A 13,318-nucleotide genomic window follows, 5' to 3' on the forward strand; every position below is an offset into this window, starting at 1 on the left:
AACCGGGAAAGAATACCAATGTATACAGTAATGCTGAAATGCCAAAATCAGCAAAGAAAAGTCTTATTTCAGAAAAGCAGCTGGCATTTATTTTTCTGCGTTTTGCCAATATTCAGTCAGCGGATGTGTTTTACCATTTACCGGATCGCTCCCGGGAAACGGCAACGAGGCGATGCGGGCAAGCATCGCGGCGTCAGGGGCTTCTTTGCACAAATCAGGCTCCTGCCCCGGTGCATAGGCCCCGACGACAAGGAAATCATCCGAGGCCGATAACCGCCGGTGCCCGGTACCTGCGGGCAGCAAAATAACGTCGCCTTTTCGTACATCAAATTCTTTTCCTCCCGGTCCGCCCAGCAGTAGCCGCGCTGTACCGGCGGCGATGCCGAGCACTTCATGGGCAGTAGAGTGATAATGATGATAATCAAAAATACCGTCGCGCCACTGGGGCGGCCAGCCGTTGGCCGCAAATCGCTGTTCGAACTGGCGAGCAATATCCCCCTCTGTGACGACACGCTGATAAATCAGCACGGTCAGATGCGGATGATTGGGTACCCATTCATGGGCAACAAAATGCTGGGTTTGCGGTAAAACGGTCTGATGAGGATGGGCGGGCATCGCTATTCTCCGTGGTAGTCAACACCCTTTTAGTTTAGCCATTATTGAGATAGTCCCCTGTCGTTCAGGGTTTTTAAGACGCCACCTTATCCGACTTGTCCTTCTCTTATTCTTCATACCGATGCAAGGCGGTCGTTATTTTTGCTGCTGGCGAAAGCGGGCCACTTTTGCCCGGTTGCCGCACAGGGCCATGCTGCACCAGCGGCGGCGATGCGATTTAGTGCGATCGTAAAACCACAGCGTGCAGTCGGGATGCTCACAGGTCCGGATAAGTTCACCATGCGGATCAACCAGCAGCGAGGCCGCCAGTTCGGCCACCGGTGCCAGCAGGCGGGCCGGGTTATTGCTGACATAAACCTTTACGATGTGCAACGTTTCGCCAGCATGGAGTTGCTTGCAGGCGGGGATGGTGGCCAGAAAAGCATTCAGGGCCTCGGGTTGCAGCTTTTCTCCGGCTTTCTTCTGCGCCACCAGCGTGCGAATGATCTCCCGCAACCGTCGCGCTTCATGCAGCAACGTTCCCGCTGGCCATGACACGGTCTCCCCGGGAGTAGCCAGCTCTGCGCGCGCAAGCCAGGCCAGCACATCGTCATCTGACTGCCATAAGTCCTGCGGCTGCCCGTTGACCTGCATCACGGTATTAAGAAAATCCAGCGCCACGTGGTCAGCCAGAAAAAGGGGAGCATTGTCACTATGTGCCGCCATCTCAGAAGACATAAATCGCCTCAACATTCACTTACTTTGCGCAAATGATAGCCGATATCGCTGACGCATGTAACCCTTAAAAACAACTTGACTGGTTACTTATTTCTCGCATACTGAAATTGAGTAACCCCTTAAATGGTTTTTAACAGTTACATCTGGAGATCCCTGTGCCCATGAATACTCACTATCCTGTTCGCTATCAGTTTGCCGACGCCGATGGCGTGCGCGTTTTTTACCGGGAAGCGGGCGATCCGTCGCTCCCCACCCTGCTGCTGGTCCACGGTTTTGCCAGCTCCTCGCATCAGTTCCGGCAGTTAATTCCTCTGCTGGCGGATAAATTCCATTTGATTGCACCTGACCTGCCGGGGTTTGGTTTTACGGAGGTGCCCGACGAACGCCGTTATCACTACTCATTTGATGCGTTCGGTCAGACACTGACTGCCTTTGTCGATGCGCTGGATCTGCAACGTTATGCGCTGTACGTATTTGATTACGGCGCGCCCGCCGGTCTGCGTCTGGCGCTCAATTATCCTGAGCGGGTTAGCGGCCTGATCTCACAAAACGGCAATGCGTATCTCGAAGGGCTGGGCGACGCGTGGGCTCCCGTGCGTGCTTACTGGGACGATCCGTCGGCCGCAAATCGTCAGGTGGTCAACGACGCGGTGTTAAATATGGAAGGAATACGCTGGCAATATTTACACGGCGTCAGCGATCCGCAACTGGTCGCGCCGGAAACCTGGCATCTTGACACCCTGCTGATGGAGCGGCCCGGTAATAAAGATATTCAGCTGGATTTATTTCTCGATTATGCCAATAACCTGACGCGCTACCCGGATTTTCAGGCATTTTTCCGTGTCAGGCAGTTACCCACGCTGGTGATCTGGGGTAAACACGATCCGTTCTTTATTCCACCCGGTGCCCACGCCTGGCAACGTGATAACCCACGTGCGGTAGTGGAACTGCTGGATACCGGCCACTTCGCGCTGGAAACCCACGTCGAACACATCGCCAGGCGTATTCGCGACGTCATTGGTGACGCCGTGCAATAAGTTAAAAACCGCGCGGCGTCGTGCCGCGCGACCTGGGCTATTAACGTGCTGCAAGGACAGTGGCAATATCTACCCGTACCCGCCATGCGATAAGCAACCCGGCGGCCAACATCACTACGCTTGCCGCAATAAAGACGCCGTTAATACCACTAAAACTGAACATGATCCCGCCACCGGCTGCACCAGCGGCAATGGCCGACTGCACCGAGGCGACGACCATTCCCCCGGCGCTCTCCGCCCGGTCCGGCACAGCGCGCGTCACCCAGTTTGACCAGGCAACCGGAATAGCGCCAAACGCCAGTCCCCATAGCACCACCAGTAGCGTCTGTATGAAAAGGGAGGCTGGCAGGACGACCAGCCCCAGCGCCGCCAGTCCCACCAGCGCAGGCATCACGGCCATCGTCCAGCGGATGCTACGCGCCAGCAATCCTCCGGCCAGCAGCGTCCCGGCAAAATTAGCCACCCCGAACCCCAGCAGCATCAGCGCGATGCCTTGTGCATCCAGCCCGCCTGACCGTTCCAGAAAGGGACGGATATAGGTAAATAACGCAAAATGCCCCGCATGCGCCAGGATACAGGCGAACATGCCCAGCGCAATACCGGGTCGTAGTAAAACCTCCACAATGGTCCTCAACCGTGCAGGCTTGCCGGGCACCAGCGATGGTAAAGTGAAAAACTGAAAAGCCAACGTTAGCGCGCCGACCGCGGCGGAAGCCATAAACGCGCTGCGCCAGCCGAATAATCCTCCCATATAACTGCCGAGCGGCACCGCAACAACAGTGCCCACCGCCACGCCGCTAAAAATAATCGATAACGCGCGTGGCAGCAGCGCAGAAGGCACCAGTCGCATCGCCACCGCCGCCGCCATGCTCCAGAAGCCGCCCAGGGCAATACCCAGCAGAACGCGCATCAGCAGCAACACCGTCAGGCTTGATGACCAGGCCACCAGCAGGTTTGAGGCGATCATCAAAGTAGTGAAAATCAATAGCACTGCCCTGCGGTCAATCCCCCGGGTCAGCCCCGGCACCAGTAGTCCGGCAAACAGCGCCACGCCAGCGGTGACGGTAACCGCCTGCCCTGCCAGCGCTTCAGAAACGCCAAGTTCGGCGGCCATTGGCGTTAGCAGGCTGGCGGGCAGATATTCTGCCGTCAGTAAACTAAACACGCCCATCGCCAGGGAGAAGACGGCCATCCAGGCGGGCGTCGCGGGTGCGACATGCTCGGGTGACAGGGAACGGCTCTCGCAAACACTTTGACTCATCACATCAATCCTGAAAAAAGAGGGAAGTGAAATTCTGGAGGCGAAGAGCCGGATGGTCTATGATGTGAAACCCGCAATTTTTGACCAGAACACCTGAAATGAGCCAGTTAACGCCCTTTGCCCTGTCATCAGAACTGATTAGCGAGCTATTAACCGGAATGCGCTTGCGCGGCGTGCAGTACCGGCGCGTGGTCACCGGCGCGGAATTTGGCCTTGATTTTCCTGCTAAACCCGGGCGCGCTTATTTTCATTTTCTCGCCGTCGGTTCCATGCTGCTGCGTATGCATGATGGGCAGCTTCACCGGCTGAACGCCGGAAACGCGGTTTTCCTGCCCGCAGGATCGGCGCATCAACTGGTGTCGCAGGCTTCTGCGCCAGTGCAGTGCCTGGAGAGTCTTGATGCCGCACCGCTGGGCGAAACCGTGTGTGCAGTGAAGACCTGCGCAAAAGCGGACGCCACCTCGGGGGCGGTCTTCTTTTACGGTTGTATGGAGTTCAGTCTTGGCGGTATGCAGGGCCTCGGACCGTTAATGCCGGATCTTATGCTGATTGATACCACCGGCGGCCGCTATCCCGGCTTAGTGCCGATTCTGGACGCCATGCAGCGGGAGATGTGTTCGTCCCGCATCGGTTTTGCCGGTATCCTCGCCCGGCTGGCGGATGTGGTTGCCGCGATGATCGTTCGTGGCTGGGTGGAATGCGGCTGCGATAACGCTTCCGGTCTGGTCGCCGCCCTGCGCGATCCCCGGCTGGCGCGCGCCATTCTGGCACTGCACCGCGAACCGGGACGCGACTGGACGGTAAGCGAGCTGGCCGCGGAATGCCATGTTTCGCGCTCGGTTTTTGCCGACCGTTTTCAGGCGACCATCGGCACCTCTCCGCTACGTTATGCGACCACATTGCGTATGCATCTGGCCAGCCAGTGGCTCAGCGAACATACGCTGCCGATTGATACCATCGCCCAGCGGCTTGGCTACACCTCGCAGGCGGCATTCAGCCGGGCGTTCAAACGCGTCACCGGTCTGCCACCGGGGGCCAGCCGCCTGAAACGGCCTGACGCCCGCGATTAAAAACCGACCGCCTGTCCGTCACGGCGGCTGTCGCTGGCGACCACGTAGCCGTCGCTGCCCTGCGTAGTCAGTTTCCAGATAAACTGCCCGGAGCCAAAATCCATATACGGATCGTTGACGGATTTAAATGTGTGCCCGCGCTGCGCCAGCTGTTGCATCACGAGTGGATCAAAACGCGCTTCCAGATCCAGCGTAAAATCGCGGTTGACCTTCCAGCGCGGCGCATCGCAGGCAGCCTGCGGCTGTTGCTGATAATCAAGCATCCGCACCAGCGTCTGGACATGTCCCTGCGGTTGCATATCGCCGCCCATCACGCCGAAGCTCATTTGCGGCAGACCGTCTTTCATCAAAAAACCTGGAATAATGGTATGGAATGGCCGTTTGCCTGGCGCAACCACATTGGCCGATCGTGGATCGCTGGAGAAACCCGCGCCACGGTTTTGCAGGCTGATCCCCCATTCCGGCACCACCACTCCTGAGCCGAACCCCATGTAGTTGGACTGGATAAAAGAGACCATCATGCCCCGCTCGTCGGCGGTGGTCAGATACACCGTACCGCCGCTGCGTGGCATCCCGGCCTGCGGCTGAGAGGCGCGCCGGGGATCGATGAGTTTTGCCCGCTCGCTCAGGTAGCTGTCGTCGAGCATCTGTTCGGGCGTGACGTCCATACTGGCCGGGTCAGCGACGTAGCGGTAAATGTCGGCAAAGGCCAGTTTCATAGCCTCAATTTGCAAATGCTGTGATGTGACACTGTCACATGAAACGCCGGACAGGTCGAACTTTTCGAGGATACCAAGCGCCATTAGCGCGGCAATACCCTGCCCGTTCGGCGGCAGTTCATAAACATCAGATCCCCGATAGCGACGAGAAATGGGCGTCACCCACTGGGGTTGATAGCGGGCAAAATCCTCAGCTGATAGCGGGATGTCGCTCTGCACGGCAAACCGCACGATAGCCTGCGCAATCTCCCCGTCATAAAACGCCCGTGCACCCTGGTCCGCCAGCAGACGCAGCGTGCGTGCCGCCTCCGGCATGACGAATTTTTCACCAATGGCGGGCGCGCGGCCCTGCGGCATAAACGTGCGGGCGAAACCGGGTTTATCTTTTAGGATGGGCACTGCTGCCTGCCATTTACGCGCCACCATTGGCGCAATAGTCACTCCGCGTTCGGCAATCTCAATGGCGGTTTCCAGCAGGCGGGAAAAGGGTAATTGACCAAAGCGTTCATGCAATGCGCCCCAGGCGGCAATCGCGCCGGGAATGGTAACGCTGTCCCAGCCGCGCTCCGGACGCCGGGCATGACCGCGTTCGTCGAGGCCATAACGGCGGGAAAACCATCCGCTGTCCCAGTGTGAAGGCGCGGTGCCCGAGGCATTCAGCCCGTGAAGCTGCTGCCCGTCCCAGACCATCGCAAAGGCGTCACTGCCAAGGCCATTTGAGACCGGTTCGACCACGGTTAATGTTGCCGCCGCCGCGATGGCCGCATCAACCGCGTTGCCGCCGTCGATCAGGATTTGATTACCTGCCTGCGCCGCCAGCGGATGCGAGGTCGCCACCGCGTTACGGGCAAACAGCGGCGTGCGCGTGGTCGGATACGGGTTATCCCAGTTAAATATCATGCTGCGTCTCCTGCCTGCTTATCCGCAAGTCGCCGGATGGCCTGCGCACGTAATGCATGACGGTCCACTTTATTGGTGCCCGCCAGCGGAAAGCGCTCCACCAGCCAGATATGCCGGGGATGCAGGTAGGCCGGGCCATGTTGTAAGGTCCAGGCTTTAATGGCTTGCGGCTCAGGGAAATGCCCTTCACGCGCAATCACCCAGGCCACCGGCTTGCTGCCTTTGATCTCATCGGCAACCGCCACCACGCAGGCTTGCTGCACGTCGGGATGCTGCTCAAGCAGCCGCTCCACTTCGCCCGGATAAATATTCTCGCCGCCACACACGAACATGTCGTCCTGGCGGCCAATAAAGAAATAAAAGCCATTTTCATCGCGATTAAACACATCGCCGCTGCGGTAATAGCCATCGGCGGTGAAGGGGCTGGCGACGTCCGGTCGCTGGTGATAACCCTGCATCAGCGCCGGGCTTTTAATCTCCAGCACGCCGTGGCTGGCAAGCGCCCCGTGCTCGTCACGCAGGCGCAGCGAGACCGCCGGATGCGGATAGCCATTTGAAGACAGCGGGGCCGCCAGCCCCTGCGGATGCGGACCAAACACAATCGGCCCACCCTCCGTGGTGCCGTAAGCATTGATAATCCGCGCCTGCGGCCAAATCTGGCGGATTTGCTGAAACAATCCCTCATTCACCGGGGCCGAACCCATCCGCACCACGCGTACCGAAGAGAGATCGCTTTCGGCGAGCAGCGTTTTTTCTTTCATCATCATGGCGATCATCGGCGGCACGGCGGTCAGCCAGGTGCAGCGGTAGCGGGCGATAGCGGCAATGTAATCGCGGACCTGAAACTGCGCGAGCAGGACGGTAGTCACACCGCTGGCAAGCGTCAGCAGCGCCAGCGCCAGGGCATTCATATGATAAAACGGGGCGGCAATCAGCACCCGCTGCCCGGTCAGTTCATCGTCAGCCAGTCGGGTTTCTACCACCCAGCGGTGGCTGGCGTGGGTCAGGCGCACGCCTTTGGGCATGCCGGTCGAGCCTGAAGTGTAAAGCAGCATCGCCAGACTGTCGGGCTGCGGCTGGAAAACCGTGAAACCGGTGACGGGCTCAAGATCGTGCAGCGCTTCAAATGCCCACTGCGGCGCGGCGAACGTAAGGTTATCAAGCTGTTCGCGCTCGCCCATCACCAGCCGGGCATCGCAGTCGGCCAGAATGTTATCCAGCATGGTGGGCGGGAATTTAATGCTCACCGGCACAGCCACCAGCCCGGCGCGCAGAACACCTAAAAAGGCCACCATCCAGGCAATGGAATTACGCCCCAGCAGCGCCACCCGGGCACCCGCCGGGAATCCCCGATCGCGCAATGCCGCGCCAACCGCATCGGCCTGCGCATCCAGTTCGCTAAAGGTAATCGTCTGCGCGTCAGGCGCTGAGGGCAGGATGAAGGCCGCCTGAGAATTGTCGCGTGCCGCCAGCGGCAGCGCGCCGAGATTGGTAAGGGTCATAGCCTGAACTCGAGTAAAGTGTGGATGGCCGGAACGGCGATGAGTAGCCGCCCCGGATGTTGAACATACGCCAGCCCGGCATTATCGGCAGCGCTGACAAGTGTTTGCGGGTCACCGCCGCGAAAGGTGATGGCAGCAAACTGGCTGCGACGCGTATCGTCCAGCCCCGGCAGTCCGGCGGCGTACGCTCGCCATTGCTCGCGGGACAGTATCTGAAGCGCAAAGCCTACCGCCAGCGGGCCGGGACGCTGCCACGCCAGCCTTTCCCGTTCGGCGTCCTCCGTCACCAGCGTCAGGCGTTCAATACCGGCAACGCCATTGGCATGGCACAACCAGGGCGCACGCCACAGCCACTGCGGCGTATGATGCTGGCAAAAATAGACCCGGCCCGCCGCGAAGCTGCCGGGGGCCAGGCGCACAGTGCTGAACCGCGCCTCTCCGCGCTCGCCGTCAGCCTCCACCGCGCGGGAGAAATGCTGTACCGGCTGCACGGAAAACCCCTGCTGTGCGAGCTGTCGGGCGGTCTTTTCCGCATCGTGGCTGCGAAAAACGAGGCCGTCAATGCCGCGCGGGCTGTCGAGCAATTCCTGGCGGATCGTCGCGCTGTGGCGCGGCAGACCAATCAGTTCCAGATAATGATCGCGGAACATCACCAGTTGATTCATCGACCCCAGCGTGTGATGGCTTTCCGGCGTGAGCGTAAACCCCAGCGCGGCAAACAGATCGCGCGTGGGGGCGAGCTCAAAATGGTTATTGATGACGAGATGATCGAGCACCAGCGGCATGGCGATTTCCTCAGGCAGCAGGCATGGCGTACAGCCCGCGCCCGCTTGCTACCAGGCGGTTTTCGCTGTCATACACCCAGGCTTCCGCGCTGGAGACCTGTTTGCCGACCTTGATAACCTTGCCTTTAATGCGCAGATCGCCGCGTGCCGCACGATGGTAATCGACGCGAATATCCAGCGTCGGTACGCCCTTTCCGGTCCAGGCCACCAGCGCCCAGTCGGCGGTCAGATCCACCAGCGCCGCGAGGATACCGCCGTGAATGTAGCCGCCTACCGGGTTAACCACCCATTCCTCACGAAAGCGCGCGCGCAGGGTGATCTCCCCTTCCGCCACTTCCTCCACTTCCAGCCCCAGCCACTGGTGATATGGCCCTTTCAGCAGTTTTTCCTGCACCCCGGCGGCGCTTAACGTTGTTTCACTCATCGGATTCTCCTTATGGGGTGACAATGACTTTGCCCAGCACTTCACGATCGCGGATCAGACGCAGCCCTTCCGCGGCCTGCTCCAGCGGCACTTCCCGGTCAATCAACGGTACGATGTCGCCGTCGGCCACCAGTTGCACTAAGGCCTGTAGATCCTCCTGATAAAAACTGTTGGAACCTTTGATGTTCAGCTCGAAGCTCCAGACATAGCGCAGGTCTTCCGCCGGGTCGTAGCCTGCCGTTGCGCCGCAGACCAGCAGCGTGCCGCCGCGCTTCAGGCATTTCAGTGACGGACGCCAGGTATCGCCGCCGGTGAAATTAATCACCACATCCACGCCGCCTTCATAGGTTCGTCGCTGCGGCTTGCCGTAGCGGCTAATGGCCCAGCGGGAAAAATCCTCTTCGCGGTAATTCACGACCTGATCCGCCCCCAGAGCGGTAAGCGCCTCGCCTTTTTCAGCGCTGCCGACACAGGCGATGACTTCCGCGCCCAGCTTTTTCGCCAGCACCACGCAGGCGCTGCCGACGCCGCCGCTGGCCCCGAGGATCAGTACCCGATCGCCTTTTTTGATGGTGTTATGGGTGACCAGCATGCGGTGGGCGGTACCGTAGGCGACGGGCAGCGCGGCGGCCTGGGAAAAACTCACCGCGTCCGGCAGCCGAATTAACTGGGCGACGTCGACCAGCGCGTACTCGGCCATGCCGCCGTCGGTCATCTCCCCCATCAGCCCGATGCCCGGTTTGAGCGGGTTGACCAGCACGCGATCGCCGGTTTTCCAGCCCGTCACGTCGTCGGCTACCTCATCCACGATCCCGGCTAAATCAAGGCCCGGCACCACCGGCAACGGGACTTTGATCCCCGGCATGCCGTTGACGGTAAACACGTCGTGGTAGTTAAACGACGAGGCTTTGACGCGCACAATCACGTGCCCTGCCTGCAACGTCGGGCGCGGTTTATCGGTGACGACGGACAGATTGTCCAGACTGCCGTGCTCGTTGAGCTGTAACGCTTTCATGGTATGGCTCACGGTGATCTCCGGTTAGTGAATGGATTTGGCCGCGCGATACGCGGTATCGTTGTACAGACTGTCGGGAACATCGCCTTTCACCGTTCCGCTGGTGACAAACACCTGGTGCTGGTGTTTCAGGGTGTCGATATCAGCAGGCTCAAAGGTGACCCGATTAATACTGTCCCAGCGGCTGTAATAGACCTCAGCATCGTGTTTGGGCAGATTGGCATTTTTTTGCAGCAGCGCGACGACCTCCTGCGGGTGAGATTTGCCCCACGCCAGCGTGTCGCGCAGGGCGGCGATCACCCGCGCGACGGTGTCAGGATGTTCATCAATGAGCTGGCTGCGCACCGCGCCGACGCCGATGTATGGCACCGCATCACTGTGGGTCATTTTTTTCCATTCATCGGCAAAGTTGCCGAGCGAGGTGACGTTCAGTTCATCAAGTTGGGCGATAGTCAGCGAACGCAGCGCGGCAGCATCCACCTGCTTTTGCGCGAGGAACTGCGCCAGCCGCGACTCGTTACCGCCTATAAGCTGGAATTCATTCGGGGCGATGTGATTGTTGTTCTGTAACAGTGTGGAGGCCACCACTGCTACTGACGATCCGGCGGGCGACATGCCGATCTTCTTACCTTTAAGCTGATCGAGCGAGGTAATAGGCGAGCCTTGCGGCACCACAAATTGCACGTCGGCAGGCTGGGTGGCGACAAAAATTTTGATCGGCACCCCTTGCGCTGCGCTGCTGAACACGCCCGCCAGCGGCGCTGCAAAGGCCAGATCGATGGACCCCGAGGCCAGTGCTTTGATCGGCGCGTTAACGTCCGGGAAGTGAACGAATTCGGCGTCAATGCCGCGTTTGGCTAAAAAATCCTTATTTTCCAGCACGGTACCGTAACCGAGGCTCACGCCGCTGCTCCAGTAGCCGATGCGGACTTTTTCTGCCGCTGCCGTGTTCAGGGCAAAGAGCGCCCCGGCAGCCAGGGTGGCCGCCTTTAACCAGTTTTTCATACCGTTATTCCTGTGTGGGTGATTTCCAGCGAAAAAGATGGCGCTCCAGCGGCTTAAGCAGCCCGCCTTCCAGCAGCAGCATCAATGAAACGAGCAACAGCGTCCAGGCGAAGACCTGATCGGTTTGTACCAGATCTCCGGCCTGACGCAGCCGGTAGCCAATTCCGTCCGACGCGCCCAGGGTTTCAGCGACCAGCGACACGCGCCAGCCGAAACCAAACGCCAGCCGCGCGCCGGAGAAGAAATACGGCAGGATGGTCGGCAGATAGATTTTGGTCAGGGTTTGCAGCCGACTCATACGAACGCTGCGCGCGAGTTCGACATACTGCCGCTCGACGGTCTGTGCGCCCTGCCAGACGTTAGTCAGTATCAGTGGCATAGCGGTCATAAACACCACGAAGACGGTGGTGGCGCTGGAAATGCCAAACCAGATGATGGCGAAGATGGCCCAGATCGCAGACGAGACCGTGTTAAATACCGCCAGCAGCGGTTCAAAAAATTGCGCCAGCCGACGACTGGCTCCCAACGCTAACCCGGCCAGGGTGCCGACGATGGTCGCCAGCAGAAACCCGCTGAATACCCGTGAAAACGTTACGCCGATGTCCTGCCATAGCGTATTGTTGCGCCATAATGCCAGCAGCGCCTGAAAGGTTTTTTCCGGCCCCGGCAGCACAAAGGCCGGCATATTGCGTGCGGCCAGCAGCCACAGCAGAAAGAAGATGGCCAGCAGCGCCAGCCGTTGAACGATCAGCGAACCTTTTTTACGTAATATACGCATCTACACCTCCAGCCTCAGCAGGCGAACTTTCTCTGCGACATCGCGCCCGGTGGGCAGTCTTGGGCGCGGCAGCGTAAGCGCCACGCTCTGTTTGATGCGCCCGGGATTGGGCTGCAAAATGACGATCCGGTCCGCGAGGATCACCGCCTCTTCCACGTCATGCGTCACAATGACCACCGTCATCTTTTTCAGGGCGCAAATGCGCAGCAGTTCAGCATGCATCGCACTGCGGGTCTGTGGATCGAGCCGGGAAAAGGGTTCATCCATTAACAGGATTTGCGGCTCGGCGACCAGGCTGCGCGCCAGGGCGATCCGGCTGCGCATACCGCCTGAAAGCTGATGCGGCCATTTTGCCGCCACCTTTTCCATTCCCACCAGGTGCAGCGCGGTATCAACCCGTTGTAACCGCTCACGGCGGCCAAGCGCGGTGTTCTCCAGCGCAAAACTGACGTTCTGGCGCACCGTACGCCACGGCAGCAAGCGGTCTTCCTGAAACAGATAGGCCACCTGACGCCATTGGCTAAACCGGGAGAGGTCCTCTCCCTGAAGCGTAATCGTGCCCGCGTCGGCAGGCAGCAGCCCGGAGATAATATTCAGTAATGTACTTTTGCCGCCGCCGGAGGCCCCGAGCAGCGCCACAATTTCCCCCGGCCACACCTGGAGCGAGATATCATGGAGCACCGTCTGACCGTCAAACTGTTTACTGACCCCCGCCAGATCAATTACCGGGGCGGCGGGCGCAGGCAACTCGTTAAGCAGTGCGCTCATCTGCCGAGACTCCTGTGTTGAATGGGCAACAGCGTGCCGCCGGTGGTCAGGGTGGCGTAGATTTTTTCCAGCGTCATCGCCTGGAACGTTTCGATATGCCGCCGGGCAATAAATTCGACCCGCTTGCGAGCCTGTTCTTCAAAGGCCTGGATCATGGCGTTGTGATCGTGGCGAATTTCCGGCTTGGTTTGCTGGACGTTAAAGCCCAGCGCCACCAGCCGTGACATTTCATCCATCAGGGTGGAGAGCGTGCGCAGCAGATGCTGGTTCCCTGCCGCTTCGGCAATCGCCAGGTGAAAGCGTTTGTTGGCGTTCATAAAGATGTCGATCCGCGTGGAGAGCGGCGCGGCCACTTCAACCCGGCAGTCAGCTTCCAGTTGCTTAAGCAGGCCGATGTCCACCTTTCCCACCGCCAGCCGCGCCGCCAGTGGTTCCAGCTGGGCACGGAGGGTAAAAATCTCCTCCACGTCCTGAAGCGTGATCGGCGCGATGCGATAGCCTTTACGCGGCCGGGATTCAATCAGGTATTCATGGCTTAACCGCGCCAGCGCCAGACGGCAGGTGCTTTTCCCCAGCAGATAGCGTTCCATCAGCTCAGATTCTGTCACCAGCGCGCCCGGCATCATGCGACAGGTCAGAATGTCACGACGGATGGCCTGATAGGCCCGATCGCTTAATGATATTGTTTGCGTCATCCTTCCCTCTTAGCGGAACACGTGGCG

Annotated in this window: 14 protein-coding genes; 2 read left to right on the top strand and 12 right to left on the bottom strand. The window is 59.4% G+C overall.

Annotated features, from left to right (window positions below):
• Positions 1-87: 87 nt before the first annotated feature.
• Together CHU32_RS05225 and CHU32_RS05230 are read right to left on the bottom strand one after the other, a co-directional pair.
• Positions 88-615: a cupin gene (locus CHU32_RS05225; protein ID WP_103674723.1), complete on the bottom strand. Its 528-nt coding sequence runs from the start codon at positions 613-615 to the stop codon at positions 88-90.
• Between the two features lie 135 nt (positions 616-750).
• Complete coding sequence (locus tag CHU32_RS05230; protein ID WP_245880183.1) at positions 751-1,332, bottom strand: CGNR zinc finger domain-containing protein; 582 nt, start codon at positions 1,330-1,332, stop codon at positions 751-753.
• 161 nt (positions 1,333-1,493) lie between these two features.
• Between CHU32_RS05230 and CHU32_RS05235 the strand changes: the two genes are divergently transcribed.
• On the top strand, positions 1,494-2,369 hold the full coding sequence (locus CHU32_RS05235; protein ID WP_103674724.1) for an alpha/beta fold hydrolase: 876 nt from the start codon (positions 1,494-1,496) through the stop codon (positions 2,367-2,369).
• Positions 2,370-2,409: 40 nt separating this feature from the next.
• Here CHU32_RS05235 and CHU32_RS05240 read toward each other — a convergent pair whose 3' ends face one another.
• On the bottom strand, positions 2,410-3,630 hold the full coding sequence (locus CHU32_RS05240; RefSeq protein ID WP_103674725.1) for an MFS transporter: 1,221 nt from the start codon (positions 3,628-3,630) through the stop codon (positions 2,410-2,412).
• Positions 3,631-3,728: 98 nt separating this feature from the next.
• On the opposite strand from CHU32_RS05240, the gene CHU32_RS05245 reads away from it, so the two are divergent.
• Entirely contained in the window at positions 3,729-4,700 is a 972-nt protein-coding gene (locus CHU32_RS05245) for an AraC family transcriptional regulator (protein ID WP_103674726.1), read from the top strand.
• Here CHU32_RS05245 and CHU32_RS05250 read toward each other — a convergent pair.
• Genes CHU32_RS05250 through CHU32_RS05290 form a run of 9 tightly spaced genes read right to left on the bottom strand, consistent with a single transcriptional unit; the run spans position 4,697 to position 13,291 of the window.
• The gene (locus CHU32_RS05250) at positions 4,697-6,319 is read right to left on the bottom strand and encodes a gamma-glutamyltransferase family protein (RefSeq protein ID WP_103674727.1); all 1,623 of its coding nucleotides are present in this window, start codon (positions 6,317-6,319) and stop codon (positions 4,697-4,699) included. The genes CHU32_RS05245 and CHU32_RS05250 overlap by 4 nt on opposite strands.
• Complete coding sequence (locus CHU32_RS05255) at positions 6,316-7,821, bottom strand: class I adenylate-forming enzyme family protein (RefSeq protein ID WP_103750797.1); 1,506 nt, start codon at positions 7,819-7,821, stop codon at positions 6,316-6,318. The genes CHU32_RS05250 and CHU32_RS05255 overlap by 4 nt, the downstream gene beginning before the upstream one ends.
• On the bottom strand, positions 7,818-8,606 hold the full coding sequence (locus CHU32_RS05260) for a VOC family protein (protein WP_103674729.1): 789 nt from the start codon (positions 8,604-8,606) through the stop codon (positions 7,818-7,820). The genes CHU32_RS05255 and CHU32_RS05260 overlap by 4 nt, the downstream gene beginning before the upstream one ends.
• Before the next feature lie 10 nt (positions 8,607-8,616).
• The gene (locus CHU32_RS05265) at positions 8,617-9,030 is read right to left on the bottom strand and encodes a PaaI family thioesterase (RefSeq protein WP_103674730.1); all 414 of its coding nucleotides are present in this window, start codon (positions 9,028-9,030) and stop codon (positions 8,617-8,619) included.
• Between the two features lie 10 nt (positions 9,031-9,040).
• Positions 9,041-10,057, bottom strand: coding sequence for a quinone oxidoreductase family protein (locus CHU32_RS05270; protein ID WP_103674731.1), 1,017 nt, complete (start codon positions 10,055-10,057; stop codon positions 9,041-9,043).
• 12 nt (positions 10,058-10,069) lie between these two features.
• On the bottom strand, positions 10,070-11,050 hold the full coding sequence (locus CHU32_RS05275) for an ABC transporter substrate-binding protein (protein ID WP_103674732.1): 981 nt from the start codon (positions 11,048-11,050) through the stop codon (positions 10,070-10,072).
• 4 nt (positions 11,051-11,054) lie between these two features.
• Entirely contained in the window at positions 11,055-11,828 is a 774-nt protein-coding gene (locus CHU32_RS05280) for an ABC transporter permease (RefSeq protein ID WP_103674733.1), read from the bottom strand.
• Positions 11,829-12,596 (bottom strand): ABC transporter ATP-binding protein, encoded by a 768-nt coding sequence (locus tag CHU32_RS05285; protein ID WP_103674734.1) that lies wholly within the window; start codon positions 12,594-12,596, stop codon positions 11,829-11,831.
• Positions 12,593-13,291 carry a GntR family transcriptional regulator gene (locus tag CHU32_RS05290; RefSeq protein ID WP_103750798.1) on the bottom strand — a complete coding sequence of 233 codons (699 nt, stop codon included), beginning with the start codon at positions 13,289-13,291 and terminating at the stop codon, positions 12,593-12,595. Before CHU32_RS05290 ends, CHU32_RS05285 begins: the two co-directional genes overlap by 4 nt.
• Positions 13,292-13,318: the final 27 nt, after the last annotated feature.

It is taken from the genome of Superficieibacter electus (genome assembly GCF_002915575.1).
Taxonomy (GTDB): Bacteria; Pseudomonadota; Gammaproteobacteria; order Enterobacterales; family Enterobacteriaceae; genus Superficieibacter; species Superficieibacter electus.